The sequence below is a fragment of the Nocardiopsis ganjiahuensis DSM 45031 genome (assembly GCF_000341085.1).
GTDB lineage: Bacteria > Actinomycetota > Actinomycetes > Streptosporangiales > Streptosporangiaceae > Nocardiopsis > Nocardiopsis ganjiahuensis.
This window is the reverse complement of the sequence record NZ_ANBA01000017.1, coordinates 237,752-252,940: the sequence shown is the minus strand read 5'-3', so window position 1 is coordinate 252,940 and position 15,189 is coordinate 237,752. Positions and strand designations below refer to the sequence as shown.

Genomic DNA, 15,189 nt, shown 5'->3' with positions numbered 1-15,189 from the left:
CGTCCGGCCGGACCGGCGGAGGGCCGGAGGACCGGAACGCCATCGGTCCCGGCGCCTGGTTCCCGGCCGGTGCTCTCACCCGGTGATCCGGTGCGCGAGGCCGCCCATCCTCCGCAGGCACTCGACCGGAACGGACCTTCTGTCCTCCGGGACCTCCTCGGCCAGCCGTGCGAGGACGCGCGCCGCCTCGACCCGGCCGGTGTGGGACAGCACCCAGCAGGCCAGCGTCCACTCGGCACGCTCGGCCGGGGTCCACTCGGCCAGGTCCTCGGCGCGTCTGCGCACCGCCTCCTCCGCGAAATGCCCGAAGTGGCGCCTGCCGCGTTCGCCCGGGTCCGCGGCCACGGCGGCGAGAACCACGGCCGCCTCGGGGAGCCCCTCACCGGAGACCGAGACGTCCTCGATCAGCCGCTCGATCAGGGGCTCCACCGCCTCGGGTTCGGTGTGTGCGATACCGGCGATGTACTCCACCGCCCGGATCGGGTGCTCGTGGGCCCACGCCCACGGCTCGTTCGGGCCCAAGTGACGCCTCCGGTGGGGAAAGGGTGGGTGTACGCCTGTGGTGTGACGCCCGCCCGAGGGACCGGGTTCGAGGGGACCGGATTTCAGGGGGTGCGGTCGGCGGAGCCGGTGATGGTGTCCGCGACGACCGAGTCGGGGTTGGTGTGCGCGATCGGCCAGCCCGTGTACGCCTCGGCGAGGTAGGTGCTCCCGGCGACGGATTCGGTGAGCTGGTCGATCTCGCCGAGCTGGCGGCGCCGCCCGAAGGCGTCCGCGTCGGCGTCCGCGTGCAGCATGGACGTCATCCACCAGGAGAAGTGCTGGGCCCGCCAGACCCGGTCCGAGGCGGTGCGGCCGTAGCTGTCCAGCAGTTCGGTCGAACCCTGGTGGAAGAAGCGTTCGAGCGCCTGGCAGAGCACGGCGACGTCGGAGACGGCCAGGTTGAGGCCCTTGGCACCGGTCGGCGGGACCGTGTGGGCGGCGTCCCCGGCGAGGAAGAGGCGGCCGTGGCGCATCGGGTCGATCACGTAGCTGCGCATGGGGATGACCCCGCGCTGGATGATCGGCCCCTCCTCGAGTTCGAACCCGTTGCCGTTGACCCGGGCGCGCAGTTCGGCCCAGATCCGTTCGTCGCTCCAGCTCCCGGCGTCCTCGGCGGGGTCGCACTGGAAGTACATCCGCTGCACGCTGGGGCTGCGTGAGCTGATCAGCGCGAACCCCCGCTCGGAGTGGGCGTAGACCAGCTCGTCGGAGCTGGGCGGGGCCTCCGTGAGGATGCCGAACCAGCCGTGGGGGTAGGCGTGGAAGTAATCGGTGCGCGCGTCCTCGGGAACGGCGGTGCGGCTGACGCCCTGGGACCCGTCGCATCCGGCGACGACGGCGCAGGAGAGCTCCACCCGGGTGCCGTCGGCGTCGGTGAACCGGACGGAGGGGGCGTCCGTGGTGACGTCGTGGACGCTGACCTCGCTGACTCCGAAGCGCAGGTCTCCCCCGGCGGCGAGGCGGGCGGCGATGAGGTCCTTGAGCACCTCGTGCTGCGGGTAGAGGTGGACGGCGCGGCCGGTGAGGGCGGTGAAGTCGATGCGCCGCGACTCGCCGCGGCTGCGGATCGCGATGCCCTCGTGGCGCTGCCCCTCGGTGAGGAGCCGGGCACCCACCCCGGTACCGGTCATGAGGTCGACGGTTCCCTGTTCCAGGATGCCCGCCCGGAGGGTCGTCTCGATGTCGGCGCGTTCGCGCAGGTCGATGACGACGGAGTCGATCCCGGAGAGGGAGAGCAGGTGGGAGAGCATCAGGCCCGCGGGGCCGGCGCCGATGACGGCCACCCGGGTCCGGGCCTTGAGGGGTTCGGCGTTCATGCCCTCAGCATGCGGTTCCCCCGAAACGCGACACCAGCCCTCTTCCATTGAATGGAAAGCTTTCCCCTCGGGTGGAGGGCTTCCCCCGGGAGCGGGCCTCCTCTTCGGGCGAGGCCCTCTCCACGTCCGGCGGACCCTCTCCTCAAGCGGACGGGCGCGGCGCGTGGCCCCGGGTGTGGATCATGTCCTCTCCGGAGATCCGGGCGCCCATGGCACGGGAGATGCCCCGCGCCGCCGCGACGAGGACCGGGACGTGCGCCTGCGGGCCCGCGTCGCTGAGGAACGGGACGACGACGGACAGGGCCGCGACCACCCGGTTCTCGCGGTCGCGGACCGGTGCGGCCAGACCGACGGCAGCGGGGTCGATCATCCGGGAGGCGATCACGTAGCCGTCCCTGCGCACCGCGGCGAGGAGGCGGCGCAGCCGGACCGGGTCGGTGACGGTGTGGCGGGTGTGCTCGCGCAGCTCCCCGCCCAGCACCCGCTCCTGGAGTTCGGGCGGGCTGTGCGCGAGCAGCACCAGGCCGGTGGAGGTGGCGTGGACGGGCAGGCGCCCGGCGATCTCGGCGACGTTGCGTCCGGCGTCCCGGGCGGAGAGGCGTTCGAGGTAGAGGACGTCGGTGCCCTCCAGGACCCCGATCTGGGTGTGTTCGCGCACGGCCACCTGGAGGTCCTCCATATAGGGCAGGGCGGTTCGGCTGAGGTCCCGGGCGGGCGAGGAGCGCGAGGCCACCTCCCACAGCTGGTAGCCGATGCGGACGCGTTTGTCGGGCTCGCGTTCCAGCGCGCCGAGTTCGACGAGTTCGCCGACCAGCCGGTGCGCGGTGGCGACGGGGAGGTCGGCGCGGCGGGAGATCTCGGAGACGGTGAGCGATCCGGAGACGGTACCGAAGGCACGGAGGATTCTCATGGTGCGGGTGAGGACGGACTCCCCCGACGTTGACCTGGCCATACTCGATCACCTTCCTGCTAGGGAGTCTTCCATCACCGGAAAACCCGGGGGAACCGGGGATCGCCTCGGGAGGGGCCCGGAGAAGCCCCGGGATAAGCCGGACGGAGCCCGGCGAGTCCCGGGAAGGCCGGAGGGGCGGGGCAGCAGGGAAGAGCCCGGGGTGCCCCACCCCCGACCGGTCGCACACCGCCCCGCCGCGGCCTGGCATTCTGGCTCCGACACCCGTTCACCCCGCCCCGTGCCCCGGGGCAACCCGACAGGAGAGACCCTCCATGGCCGTCTACGCCGTCGTCTACACCTACGCCGAGAACAGCACCGCCGCGCGCGACCAGCACCGGCCCGCGCATCGCGAGTACCTGGACGAGCTCGCCACCCAGGGCGTCAACCTCGTCTCGGGACCCTTCGGCCCCGACGACGCCCCCGGCGCCCTGCTGCTCTTCCGCGCGGACTCCGCCAAGGAGGCCCTGGCGTACACCGAGCCCGACCCGTTCCGCACCGAGGGCGTGGTCACCGACGTCTCGGTCCGCGAGTGGATTCCCGTGCTCGGTCCGCTCACCGAGCACTTCTGACCGGCCGGCCCCACCCTCTCGGAGCAGTTGTCCACAGGCGGCCCCCTCCCCTGCGAGGGGCGGGGCACCTGTCGTGGAACTGTGCCACGCGAGAACGTCACCCAGGCCGAGATCGCCGAACACGTACACCGCCTCGGAGAGCCCACCCCCGCTCGACCTCGACAGCGTCGACCTCCACGACGCACGGGAGAGAAGACGGGGAGCCCGCTCCCGGTAGAACCGCCGGGTGGACCGGCTTCCCGGGCTTCAGTCCCGGTCCGCGTCCGGATCCGACCGCTCGGGGGCGTCGGCGGCCTCCGCGGGTCTGGTCCGGAGCACGTCCCGGACCTGCTCGGCGGCCCGGAAGATGCACGTGACCCCCTGGGTCGGCATGGTGCCGGTGGACGACACCGCCCTGGCCGTCACCGACACCGGCGGGACCGGGACGCCCGTGGTCTACCTCAACGGCCAGTTCGCCACCCAGGGCTACTGGCGGCGGACCATCGACGACCTCGGTCCGGAGTGGCGGCACATCACCTACGACGAGCGGGCCCGCGGCAGGAAGTCGAAGACGTCCTCGGACTACTCCTTCGAAGCCGCCGTCCGCGACGTGGACGCGGTCCTGGCCGCCCGCGGCGTCGAGCGGGCGCTGGTGGTGGGCTGGTCCTACGGGGCCTACGTCGGCTCCCACTGGGTCTCCCGCAACCCGGAGCGCGCCATCGGGGCGGTCCTGGTCGACGGCGCCCAGCCCTACGACTGGATGGACGAGGCCATGGAGCAGAGGGTCCGCAAGCTGTTCCGGAAGGTCGCCCTGTTCGCGCCGTTGGTACGCCCCACCGGCCTGCTTCCGCGGATGAACGCCGAGCAGATGGCGGAGAGCAACATCGAGCTCGGCCGGCTCGGCGGGGAGAAGGAGCTGAGCGCGGTCCTCGACGCCATCACCGTTCCGGTGCGCTACGTGCTCGCCTCGGGATCGTCTCTCGGGAGCCGGGGCGACGAGCAGGAGACGATCCGGGCGGGCCTGGACCCGGTGTTCGAGCGCAACGAGAACATCCGGCTCTTCGCGAAGGTCCCGAGCAACCACGGCGCGATCCTCAAGAAGGATTTCCGTGCGGTCTCGGGAGCGGTCCGCGAGGTCGCCGCCCTGGACCCCGCAGGGCACTGACCGCCGAGCGGGGTGCGACGGACGGCCCGCGCAGAGGAAGGGGACCCGCAGGCCTCCGGAGGCGAAGGGGAAACGGCCTCCACCGGGACACCGGTCGTTTCCCCCGGCGGCCAGGGGGCGTGAGAGCGGGAGCGCTGCCACAGCGGCCTCGCGCCGCCGGCCCGCACAGATCCCCTGCCGGGCGGTGGTCCTCGACCGGAAAGCCGACCGCCACTCAGATGTCCTTAGCATCCAGATGTTACTAGTATCTTGAAACCGGAGCTCGGGAAGGGGACCCATGACGTCAGCCGCCACACCGCACACCACCAGCGCCGACCTGCTGGTCCTGCACGCACTGCGCTGCGCCGGGTTCTCCGGGCCCGCACGCCTGGCCGAGGTGACCGGGCTGACCGCCGAGGACGTCGAGTCCGAGCTGATCGACCTCGCCGTCGACGGCCTCGTCACACGCACCCCGGGCGAGTTCGAGGGCTGGGGGCTGTCCGAAGCCGGACGCGGGGCGGGTGCCGAGCGGATCGCCGCCGAACTGGACGCCACCGGAACCCGGCCGACGGCGGAGCGCGCCCACGAGGGGTTCATGGAGCTCAACCCGGAACTGCTCGACCTGTGCACGGCCTGGCAGCTGCGGCCCGTGGACGGGGTCCGGACCCTGAACGACCACACCGACCCCGGTTACGACGCCCGTGTCCTGGACCTGTTCACCGACCTCGACCAGCGCCTCGAGGCCGTCTGCGCCGACCTGTCCGCGAACCTGGTCCGCTTCCGCCGGTACCGCGTCCGGCTCTCCGGCGCACTCGGCCGCGCCCGGTCCGGGGCGTTGGAGGAGGTCGCGGACGGCACCTCCTCCTACCACGCGGTGTGGGCCCAGCTCCACGAGGACCTGCTGGCCACCCTCGGCGTCCCCCGGTACTGACGGACCACCCGACCACCCGAGAGGTGACGCGATGAAGTGGACCCACCCCCTCTCGGCGCAGGTCCAGGAGGGCCCGGACCTGCTGGGCGGCAAGGCGCACGGGCTCCTCACCCTGAAGCGCCTGGGCCTGCCCGTGCCCGCCGGGTTCGTCATCACCACCGAGGCCTGCCGCGCCTTCCGGCACGGGGGCCGCTTCCCCGACGGCCTCCGCGAGGAGATCGCCGCCTCGGTCTCCGCCCTGGAAGCCGAGACCGGCCGCAGGTTCGGCGACCCCCGTGCCCCTCTCACCGTGTCCGTGCGCTCCGGGGCCGGTGTCTCCATGCCCGGCATGATGACCACGGTCCTCAACCACGACCGGCCGGGAGAAGAACTGGAACGCGCTGTCACCGACGTGTTCTCCTCCTGGGACACCCCGCGCGCCAGGACCTACCGCGCCCTGAACGGCATCCCCGACGACCTCGGCACCGCGGTGACCGTGCAGGCCATGGTGCACGGGGACCGGGACGCCCGCAGCGGCAGCGGGGTCGCGTTCACCCACGACCCCAACACCGGCGAACACATGCCCTTCGGTGAGGCGCTGTTCGGTCGGCAGGGCGACGCCGTGGTCTCCGGTTCGGCCCTCACACGCCCCCTCCGGGACCTCGCCGACCGGGAACCCTCCGTGTGGGCGGACCTGGAAGCCGCCCTGAACCGGGTCGAGGCCCACTACCGCGACGCCTGCTACGTCGAGTTCACCTACGAGTCCGGGCGGTTGTGGCTGCTCCAGGTCCGCCCCGCCCGGCTGGTCGGCGGTGCCGCGGTGCGCACGGCGGTCGACCTCGCCGACGCCGGTGTGATCGGCCGCGCCGAGGCCCTGCGGCGGGTGTCCCCGCACCACCTCCAGCACGTGCGAACACCCCGTGTGGTCCTGGGCGAGGGCGGGCTCCCGCTCGCCCGCGGCCTGGGCGCCTGCCCCGGGGTGGCGGTCGGCAGGGTGGCGACCACCCCCGACCGGGCGGTCCTGATGGCCGCCGAGGGGCCGGTGGTCCTGGTGCGCCCGGAGACCTCCCCGCTGGACATGCGCGGTCTGGCCGTCGCGGCCGGGATCGTCACCGCCAGAGGAGGGCCGGCCAGCCACGCGGCCGTGGTCGCCAGGTCCATGAACACCCCGGCGGTGGTGGGGGTGGCGGAGCTGACCGTGGGCCCCGACTCGATCCGGGTGGGCGGCCAGCTCGTTCCCGAGGGCACGCTCGTCACCGTCGACGGCACCGGCGGCGAGATGGTCCTGGGGGAAGCGCCCGTCACCGGCGGACAGACCGGCCCCCACCTTCGCCGACTGCTCACGTGGGCCGACGAGGCCGCGGGCGGCACGGGTGGGGGTTCGGACGCGGACCGGCTTCGCGCGGCCCGGTCAGCGCTGGGATCCTGAGCCCTCAGAACCCCGACCCGCCCGAAATTCGGTTGTGTGCACCCGAATGTCCGGTCAAGGTGTAGTGCGAGAGCACGCCCTACCTGGAGACAGCCGTTGATCGAGATCCGCGAACCCATCCGCACCGCCCGCCTCTCCCTGCGCCCGTTCACGGAGGGGGACGAGGACGACATGTGGGAGTTCGAGTCGCTCCCCGAGGTGGCGCGCTTCCTGTTCAACGAGCCCCGCAGCCGCGAGGACAACGCCGCGGCCCTGGCCGAGCGCCGAAAGCAGTTCGCCCTGCGCGAGGGCGGCGACACCCTGGTCCTCGCCGTCGACCTGGACGGCAAGGTGATCGGTTACGTCCTGCTCGGCTGGGTCCACGAGGAGCACCGGCAGGGCGAGTTCGGTTTCGTGTTCCACCCGGGCTACCAGGGCAAGGGGTACGCCGCCGAGGCGGCCGTGGAGATGCTCCGGCTGGGCTTCGAGCAGCTGGGCCTGCACCGGATCCACGGTCGCTGCGACGCCCTCAACACCTCCTCGGCCAAGCTCATGGAACGCCTGGGCCTGCGCAAGGAGGCGCACTTCGTGGAGGCGGAGATCTTCAAGGGCCGCTGGGGCGACGAGCTGCACTACGCCATGCTCGCCCGCGAGTGGGAGGCCTCCGCCCACGCCGCCTGATCCGGCTCCCGGGCCGGAACGGACCGGTGGCTCCTCCCTAAGGCGTCGGCGGGGCGCCTTAGGCGTTCGGCTGCGGAAGGCGTCCGTCTAAGGCGTCCGGACCGGCCCGGTTCTGGTGTTCTTTCCCGATGCGCGGCCCCGTGCCTTAGCGCGAGTCTGTAGTCAGCCGGGAGAACCGATCCCGGCGCCCCGGCCCGGACAGGGCCAGACACCAGAGGAGCAGGACATGCACCCCGACTTCACCGCCCAGGCCGCCGACATGTACCGGGCCGAGGCCGAGCTGGCCGCCCATGAGGCCAGGCTCGCCCACAAGGCCCGTCAGCATCGCAGGGACGGCCGCGACCAGCGGGGCCGGCGCTCCGGGAGCGTCCGGACCACCCTGCGCTCCGTTCTCGGTCTCGCCGCCTGACGCGGGGCCCGTCGTACGGCGGGCCCCGCGTCGCGGTCTCGTCGCAGTGGCCGGGAGCCGGACCCCGGCCCCGGAGTCCGGGCCGAAAGCCCTGGGCCCAGCGCACCGCTCCACCGGCCCCGGACTCGGGCTCGGGTCAGAGCACTCCCTGCTCCCGGAGATAGCGCGCCGCACCGGGGTGGACGTCGTCGGGATCGACACCGGCCAGAGCCGACTCCACCGGTGTGACGTCCGCGTAGCGCGTGTGCTCCCCGAGGTCCTCGTACACGACCCGGACCAGTTCCTGGACCAGTTCGTCGTCCAGGTCGGCGTGTGCGTAGAGGGTCTCCCAGGTCGCCACGAGGTTGATGTCCTCGTCCTGGTTGGGCAGGGTTCCCGCCTCGACGGTCAGGTTCGTGTAGGAGGGGTCGATCAGGCCGAGCGTCTCGCCGACCTCTTCGGGGATCTCCAGGACCCGGACCTCGGACCCCTGCCGCTCGTGGTGGTCGAGCTCCGCGTTGCTGACCTGGTCCCACTGGAGGAGGACGTCGGCCGACCCGTCGACGAAGGCGTCCCTCGAGAGCCACTCCTCGGTGAGGACCTCCACGGAGAGCGGGTCCACCCCCGCGGCGAGCAGGACCAGGGCGCTCTGTTCGAGGCCCTCGGTGTCCGCCCAGGGGAAGACCATCCTGGCCCCCGCCAGGTCCTCCAGGGTGTGGATGTCCGAGTCCGCCTTGACCACGTACTGGATGGTCCAGGGCTCGACGTTGCCCAGGACCTTGATGTCCTCGGGGTTCTGGACCGGGTCGCCGTCGGAGGCGAGGCTTCCGTCCCGGAGCTGGGCGTACCAGGTGTTGTGCGTCAGGACCACGTCGTTGCGGTAGTCCGCACCGTTCTTGGGCGCCTCGATCCGCTCCTCCAGAGCGAGGAACTCGATGCCCGCGTCGAAATCGTCGTGGGCGACCTGCTCCGAGAACCCGACGTCGTCGACGTGCTCGGTCCACGCCTCGGCGACCTCCTGGGCCAGTCTCGAGGTGTCCAGGTGCCAGGCGGGTTCCCCGAGGAGGTACTCGCCCGCGTAGGCGGCCAGGGCCTCCTCCACCGCCACGGGCTCCGGTTCGGGTTCTCCGACGAGGCCGGGGAGCGTCCGGTGGAGGACCCCGCCGAGCAGCACGACCGCGAGCACGGCGGCCCCGGCGATCAGCGGTGTACGGCTGCGACGGGGTTTCGGAGCTTCGGAGGTGGCCTGGAAGCCCTGGTAGCTCTGAGGCTCCTGGGGGTGATCGGGCACGTTGGGGGATGTGTCCATGATGTTCCTTCGAGGACATGTATCTAGCGTGAAGTGGCTTTCACCCTAGGGTCCCGCGCCCCTCCGCCTCCAACCACCCCGCGCGCATGACCGCGCCCGAGGAGCGTGGGGTGCGCCGAGGCCTCCGGAGGGTTCCAGGTCCCCTGCCGGATCCCGACGTGCGCATGAAGGAGCCCGAGGGAACCGTTCCCTCGGGCTCTGCGGGTGCGTCGGACCCGGCGCGGCGTCAGGCGCCCAGCAGCACCGGTCAGCGCTTCTGCTTCCGGGGTGCCGTCTGCTCCTGCCCCGGGTGCTGTCCCTGCGGGCCGGCCTGACCGTGGCCGGGGTACCGACCCTGCTGGTCGGCCTGGGTGTACTGCCCCTGGTCAGCCCCCTGTCCGGGGTGCTGGCCCTGGCCGGCCTGAGCGTACTGGCCGTGCTGCCCCTGCTGGTTGGCGCGGCCGAAAGCCTCCTGGGCCTGGTTCTGGCGCTCCCAGACGACGAAGCGCTCGCTCTCACCCAGTGCCATGGTGGTCAGCCACACGGCGACGGCGACGTCGTCGACCAGGCCGAACACCGAGAAGATCAGCTCGGGCACGAAGTCGATCGGAGAGATGATGTAGCCGACCAGCACCAGCATCATGAAGAGCTTGCCGCCGCCGAGTTCGGGGTAGCGGCCGCGCAACTTCGCGCCGAGCATGCGCGGGATCGAGCGGGCGCGCTCCCACAGCGAGACCTTGCTGTCGGTGTTCTGGATGACCTGCCAAGCGGCCGCACCGGCAGCGGCCCGGTTTGCCTTGCGCATCGTGTTCGTCTCCTCAGGGGGCGCGTGACTTCTCAAGATATGACGCGAAGTCCCCTTACATAGTTCCCGCTGCCGGGGAAGCCAACCCCCAACGAGACACACACGACACCTCCGCCCCTCCCCGCTCCGAACCGGGAAGCCGATCCCGTGGCCGACCACCCCACTGACCGGGGTCGAGGGGCTGGTGGGACTCACGAGACGCAGGTGACGCCGTTCGTGCCCCTGGGGACAGTTCCACGCCGAGTTGTCCACAGGGAGGACCGGTGGCCCTGGTGGTAGCGGACCCGGAGGGGCATCCTGGGATGGACGACGTCCCTTTCTCCATCTGCGCCTTCGACTACCGCCCCTGCGGCCCTGTGCCCCTCTCCCCGTCCGTACCGCCTCCTCCTCGGCCCGCCGCCTACGCCACTCAAAATCGGTATCCAAAGAACAAAAAGGGTTTTTAGTACATAAAACCCAAGACCGGGTGGCCACATGCGGCCACCGACCGCCCGTCCCTCCTTCAGGTACGCCGGACGCACCCGGAGGAACCCGCCCCCTCAGCCAGCACCGCGGCCCCGGCCCCGCCAACCCGGTCACCTCGGCCCCGTTGACGAAAAGACACCACATGGCCTCACCCGAGTCCCAAGGTGGTGAATACCAGGTCTCCCGCTGTACCGCGCCCATTCGTTACGATGCGTCCGAGTGGCACCTGAGGCGCGGGACGCCTCTGCAGCATCCGAAATCGTCCGAGTGCGTAGAACCGATGGAGCTTTCCCAGTGTCCAATGCCCTACCTCGGTCGGCGACGACCGTAGCCCTGTTGGCGGATATCCCCAGCACGGGCCATGTGGGCGAGGCCGGAGCGCAACGGTTCGCCCTGCGAGGTGACGGTGTCGGCGGACGCAGCGCCGCCTTCGTCGCCTTCGCCAAGGAGGAGGCGCGGGCGGGTCGCAAGGTCGTGGCGCTCTATCCGGCCTGGCAGGCCTCGGACGCCGAGCGAGCGGTCAACTTCGCCCGGGGTGCCCTGCGCACCGACCACATCGCCGGGATCGGCGTCGACCTCTCCCCCCTGGCCCTCTCCCTCATCGCCGACCAACTCGCCTACCTCGCCCCCTACCTGCCGCCGGGGATGGTGGCCGCGCTCAGCGACGAACTGCCCAAGCACCTGCTGGCCGGGGCCTGGCTGCGCACGGTGTCCGGCCTGTCCACCCTTCCCACGAGCCTGCGCCAGCACATGGGTTCGTACGCGCCCTCGGTGTCCTTCCTCGCCTACTGCGCCCCCAACGCCCAGGTGGGACGTCTTCGCCCGTCCGAGGTCGCCGACGCGCTGCCCTTCCGGCCCGTGCAGCCGGTACAGCTGCTGTGCTCCACCCCGGACCCGAGCATCACCAAGGTGTTCGACGAGAACCTGCCGCGTGCCATCCAGCCGGTGGCCACCAGAACCCTGCCCGCCCAACCCCTCGGCGCGACCTACTGGGGCACCGGCAAGTACGTGGAGTTCGTGGCGCTGAGCGCCCACCCACAGGCCCTCGCCTACGCCGCCGGCTCCATCCGGGCCGCGGCGTGCTCCTGGTGCGGTGAGCCCATGTCCGCCAAACCCTGCCCGTTCTGCGCGGGCAACTCCACCGGCAGCCTCACCCGGGCCCACCACACCGCTGCCGCCCCACCGGGCGGCGGACCTCCGCCGGGGCCCCGGCCTCAGGCGCCCCGCTCCCCGGCACCACAGCCCCAGGCACCCCGGCCTCAGGCCACCGGCCCGCAGGCGCCCCACTCCCCTGCAGCCCAGCCCCAGGCACCCCGGCCTCAGGCCACCGCCCCGGAGGCGCCCCGCTCCCCTGCACCCCGACCTCAGGCCACCGGCCCGCAGATCCCCGAACCCCAGTCCTCGGGGCCGCCGTCCCCGAACGGCAACCCCGCCTTCCACGGGGCACCCGGCCCCGGCAACCGGCCGCCCTCCCCCGGGCCGGGCCACCGCCCGCCCGGCCCCTCCGACCGGCCGGAGGGGCCGGCGTTCCAGGACCGCGCACCGCAGCCGGAATCCCCGAGAACCTACTCCCGCTAGGGCCGACCGCTCCGCCCCACGGGTAGGCGGCCCACGACGACACCGGAACGGAAACCACCCCTATGAACCCCCGTCAGCGACGCGGCGTCCTGCTCATGGTCGTGGCCGCTATCGGCGCCGTCGCCGTGTTCGCCTCCGTCTTCACCTACATCAACAGTCAGCAGGAGCAGCTGGGGCAGTTCGCCACCGTCCTGGAGCTGAACGAGGACGTCGAGGCCTACCAGCCGCTCGGCCGGGACTCGTTCAACACGGTCGACGTGCCCGTCGCGTACTTCGACCCGGAGGTCTTCATCTCCGACCTGAACGAGATCGAGACCCCCGAGGGCCAGGAACTCGTGGCCTCCACGCACCTGGAGAAGGGCGCCATCCTGCAGCGCGGCATGGTCCAGCCCCAGCCGACCCTGACCGCGGGCGAGCGGGAGATCGCCATCATGGTCAACGCCGAGACCGGTGTGGCGGGCAAGGTCCGGCGCGGTTCGGTCGTGGACATCTACGGCACCTTCCAGCCGCGCGACCACGGTGAGGCCTGCGCGACCCGGATCATCACCGAGGTGGAGGTCCTCGACATCGGGGAGCTGCGCAGCCAGGAGTCGGAGGGCGGCGGGGTGGCCGGCGTGGTCCCGGTGACCTTCCGGCTCGACCCGCAGGCCGCGCTCCAGCTGGCCTACGCCGAGGAGTTCTCCACCAAGCTCCGGCTGGCCCTGGTCAGCGCCGCGGGCGGCGGCGACGCCGGCGAACCGCAGGTGTGCAGCGGCGACTTCGACGACATGATCGACGAGGCCTCCGACAGCCAGGCCCAGGGCGGACAGACCGACGAGCGGCGCATGCCGCATGGGGGGTAAGTACAGGTGAACTTCCGAGTCCTGGCGGGGATGCCCACTTCCGAGACGGAGATGGTGCTCGCCGCGCGTTTCGAGGAACTGACGGGGTCCGACCTCGTCGCCTCCCGGCGTACGAGCACGGATCTGATCAACGGGGCGGGTGAGTACCCCGAGCTCGACGTGGTCCTCGTCCACCAGGACCTGGGTCCGGCCCCGGTCTTCGACACCATCCGCGACCTCTCGCACCGCCATCCGCAGTTGGCGGTCCTGCTCGTCTCCCCCTCGATGGACCCGGAGACCTTCACCGGGGCCATGGAGGCGGGCGCGCGGGGCGTGCTCTCCGCCGACTCCGGAGTGACCGAGCTGGAGACCCGGATCGCCAAGGCCGCGGAGTGGTCGCGCACGCTCCGCCGCCACCTGGAGTCCGCTTCCCTGGACCTGCCCGCCTCGGGGGCGCGCGGGCGGATCGTGACGGTCAGCGGCGCCAAGGGCGGGGTGGGCACCACCACCTGCACCGTGCACCTGGCGATGGCCGCGGCCCGCCGGGACCGGGTGGTGTGCCTGGTCGACCTGGACCTGCAGGCCGGTGACCTGCCCGCCTTCCTCAACCTCCAGCACCGCAGATCCATCACGGACCTGGTGGACGCCGCCGACGACATCAGTCCCGGCATGCTCTCCGAGACGCTCTACGTGGACCCGCGCGGCCCGCACGTGCTGCTCGCACCGGAGCACGGTGAGCGCGGCGAGGACGTCACCGCGCGGGCCACCCGCCGGATCCTGAGCGCCCTGCGCTCCCGGTACGAACTCGTGATCGTGGACTGCGGGTCCACCATGAACGAGGCGACCGCGATGGCCGTGGAGCTGGCCGACAGCGCCGTGGTCACGGTGACCCCGGACGTGCCCGCGCTGCGCGGCGCGCAGCGGCTGATGGCGATGTGGGAACGACTGCAGATCCGCTCGCACGAGGACGTGTACTCGATGGTCACCCGGCACAGCCGGAAGAACGAGATCCAGCCGGACTTCCTCCAGCAGCTGTTGGGCACCAAGGTGCTGCGCACCCCCGTGCCGGCCGCCTACCGGGCGCTGGAGCCCGGGGAGAACAACGGGGACCCCACGAAGGTGACCGACGAGGGACTGCGCAAGGCCTTCGCCCGGCTCGCCTCCGAGCTGGACCTGCTCTCGCCGCCCACTGGCACGGGCGGCAGCGGCAAGGGCGGCACCACCACCCCCTCAGGCGGGATCCCGCCGAACCTGGCCGCGTTGGCCGCGCACCCGAACAGCGGTCCGGGCCACCCGTCCACCCGGGACGTGTCCGGTTTCCTCGACGCCACGGGCCCGAAACAGGTCAACGGGCACGCGCCGCGGGTGGGTGCCCCCGGCCGCTGGGGGCAGGGATCGCCCGGACCGGGGGGAGGGTTCGGTGGCTGAGCGGCGTCGGCGCCCCCGCGACGACCGCGGCGCGGTCTTCGTGGAGTTCGCCGCGATGGTGCCGTTCATGATGCTGGCGCTGGCCCTGGTGTGGCAGGTGCTGCTGATCGGTCTCACCTCCATGTACGCCTCCCACGGGGCCACGGAGGCGGCCCGGCAGGCCTCGGTCACCCCGGACGACATGGCGCGCATCGACGAGGAGGCGCGCAAGAGGGTACGGCCCCCCTGGGACGGCGAGGACGTGCTGACCACCGAGATCGTCGAACGCGACGGGACCCGTTTCGCCCGGGTGACCCTGGCCATGCCGGTGTTCCTGCCGGGCACGAACGGGCCTTGGGAGATCACCGGTGAGGCCAGGGTCGTCACCGAGGTGCCCCCGCGCGGACTGCCCGAGCCGGAAGGGGTGGACCCGTGACCGGAACACCCTCGGCCGGAGCGCCCGCTCCGCGCCGCCACGCGGAGCCCGCCCCCCGGCCCCGCCGGTTGCGCCGCCTGCTGTTCGGCGGCCGGCGCCGGGACTGCGACCGGGGCGGCCCGATCCTGGAGTTCGCCGCGGTCCTGCCGATCCTGCTGCTCACGGTGGTGGTGGCGATCGAGGCCTTCCTGGCCTTCGTGGCGATCGAACGCATCGAGTCCGCGGCCCGGGCCGGAGCGCGTACGGCCGGAACCCAGCAGCTGGAGGGCGCCGAGTCCGCTGCCCGCGAAGCCCTTCCCGGCTGGTTGGACGACGCCGCCGTCACCAGTGGTGCGAACGACAGTGACGGGTACTACGTCGAGGTCTCACACCCGCTGCCGATCGTGTTCTCGTCGGTGGACCTGAACCTGACGCTGACCCGACGGGTGGACATGCCGAACGTGTGAGACGGGGAGGGCCTCGGAGCACTGCGGCACCACACCAAGGGAGGAAACGAGGA

17 protein-coding genes are annotated in these 15,189 nt (G+C 72.1%); 11 read left to right on the top strand and 6 right to left on the bottom strand.

Annotated features, from left to right (window positions below; all coding sequences use genetic code 11):
* Nucleotides 1-75: 75 nt before the first annotated feature.
* The 3 genes from D458_RS0124290 to D458_RS0124280 form a co-directional block, all read right to left on the bottom strand.
* Nucleotides 76-522 (bottom strand): hypothetical protein, encoded by a 447-nt coding sequence (locus tag D458_RS0124290; protein ID WP_017589327.1) that lies wholly within the window; start codon nt 520-522, stop codon nt 76-78.
* Between the two features lie 83 nt (nt 523-605).
* Nucleotides 606-1,859, bottom strand: a complete 1,254-nt coding sequence (locus tag D458_RS0124285) for a 4-hydroxybenzoate 3-monooxygenase (protein ID WP_017589326.1) — start codon at nt 1,857-1,859, stop codon at nt 606-608.
* A 142-nt stretch (nt 1,860-2,001) separates the two neighbouring features.
* Nucleotides 2,002-2,811: an IclR family transcriptional regulator gene (locus tag D458_RS0124280; RefSeq protein ID WP_017589325.1), complete on the bottom strand. Its 810-nt coding sequence runs from the start codon at nt 2,809-2,811 to the stop codon at nt 2,002-2,004.
* Nucleotides 2,812-3,083: 272 nt separating this feature from the next.
* Between D458_RS0124280 and D458_RS0124275 the strand changes: the two genes are divergently transcribed.
* Nucleotides 3,084-3,380 (top strand): YciI family protein, encoded by a 297-nt coding sequence (locus D458_RS0124275; protein WP_017589324.1) that lies wholly within the window; start codon nt 3,084-3,086, stop codon nt 3,378-3,380.
* A 246-nt stretch (nt 3,381-3,626) separates the two neighbouring features.
* On the opposite strand, the gene D458_RS38005 is transcribed toward D458_RS0124275, so the two are convergent.
* Nucleotides 3,627-3,752 (bottom strand): hypothetical protein, encoded by a 126-nt coding sequence (locus D458_RS38005; protein ID WP_017589323.1) that lies wholly within the window; start codon nt 3,750-3,752, stop codon nt 3,627-3,629.
* Between D458_RS38005 and D458_RS0124265 the strand changes: the two genes are divergently transcribed.
* From D458_RS0124265 to D458_RS0124245, 5 genes are all read left to right on the top strand, one after another.
* Nucleotides 3,733-4,524, top strand: coding sequence for an alpha/beta fold hydrolase (locus D458_RS0124265; protein ID WP_017589322.1), 792 nt, complete (start codon nt 3,733-3,735; stop codon nt 4,522-4,524). The genes D458_RS38005 and D458_RS0124265 overlap by 20 nt on opposite strands.
* Before the next feature lie 277 nt (nt 4,525-4,801).
* Entirely contained in the window at nt 4,802-5,434 is a 633-nt protein-coding gene (locus D458_RS0124260) for a hypothetical protein (protein ID WP_017589321.1), read from the top strand.
* A 31-nt stretch (nt 5,435-5,465) separates the two neighbouring features.
* Nucleotides 5,466-6,842: a PEP/pyruvate-binding domain-containing protein gene (locus D458_RS0124255; RefSeq protein WP_017589320.1), complete on the top strand. Its 1,377-nt coding sequence runs from the start codon at nt 5,466-5,468 to the stop codon at nt 6,840-6,842.
* Nucleotides 6,843-6,938: 96 nt separating this feature from the next.
* Entirely contained in the window at nt 6,939-7,502 is a 564-nt protein-coding gene (locus D458_RS0124250) for a GNAT family N-acetyltransferase (protein ID WP_017589319.1), read from the top strand.
* A gap of 226 nt (nt 7,503-7,728) precedes the next feature.
* A complete protein-coding gene (locus tag D458_RS0124245; RefSeq protein ID WP_017589318.1) occupies nt 7,729-7,911 on the top strand; it encodes a hypothetical protein in 183 nt (60 codons plus the stop codon).
* 136 nt (nt 7,912-8,047) lie between these two features.
* Here the strand turns inward: D458_RS0124245 and D458_RS0124240 are convergent, their stop codons facing one another.
* A complete protein-coding gene (locus D458_RS0124240; protein ID WP_017589317.1) occupies nt 8,048-9,199 on the bottom strand; it encodes a TAXI family TRAP transporter solute-binding subunit in 1,152 nt (383 codons plus the stop codon).
* A 247-nt stretch (nt 9,200-9,446) separates the two neighbouring features.
* Nucleotides 9,447-9,983, bottom strand: a complete 537-nt coding sequence (locus tag D458_RS0124235) for a YkvA family protein (protein ID WP_017589316.1) — start codon at nt 9,981-9,983, stop codon at nt 9,447-9,449.
* 801 nt (nt 9,984-10,784) lie between these two features.
* Here D458_RS0124235 and D458_RS0124230 point away from each other — a divergent pair.
* The 5 genes from D458_RS0124230 to D458_RS0124210 all read left to right on the top strand — a co-directional run bounded on the left by D458_RS0124230 (nt 10,785) and on the right by D458_RS0124210 (nt 15,136).
* A complete protein-coding gene (locus D458_RS0124230; RefSeq protein ID WP_026119648.1) occupies nt 10,785-12,026 on the top strand; it encodes a hypothetical protein in 1,242 nt (413 codons plus the stop codon).
* Between the two features lie 62 nt (nt 12,027-12,088).
* Entirely contained in the window at nt 12,089-12,868 is a 780-nt protein-coding gene (gene cpaB / locus D458_RS0124225) for a Flp pilus assembly protein CpaB (RefSeq protein ID WP_017589314.1), read from the top strand.
* A 6-nt stretch (nt 12,869-12,874) separates the two neighbouring features.
* Complete coding sequence (locus tag D458_RS0124220) at nt 12,875-14,275, top strand: AAA family ATPase (protein WP_026119647.1); 1,401 nt, start codon at nt 12,875-12,877, stop codon at nt 14,273-14,275.
* 55 nt (nt 14,276-14,330) lie between these two features.
* Nucleotides 14,331-14,690 (top strand): pilus assembly protein, encoded by a 360-nt coding sequence (locus tag D458_RS0124215; protein WP_239648057.1) that lies wholly within the window; start codon nt 14,331-14,333, stop codon nt 14,688-14,690.
* 68 nt (nt 14,691-14,758) lie between these two features.
* Nucleotides 14,759-15,136 carry a TadE/TadG family type IV pilus assembly protein gene (locus D458_RS0124210; protein WP_017589313.1) on the top strand — a complete coding sequence of 126 codons (378 nt, stop codon included), beginning with the start codon at nt 14,759-14,761 and terminating at the stop codon, nt 15,134-15,136.
* Nucleotides 15,137-15,189 lie beyond the last annotated feature (53 nt).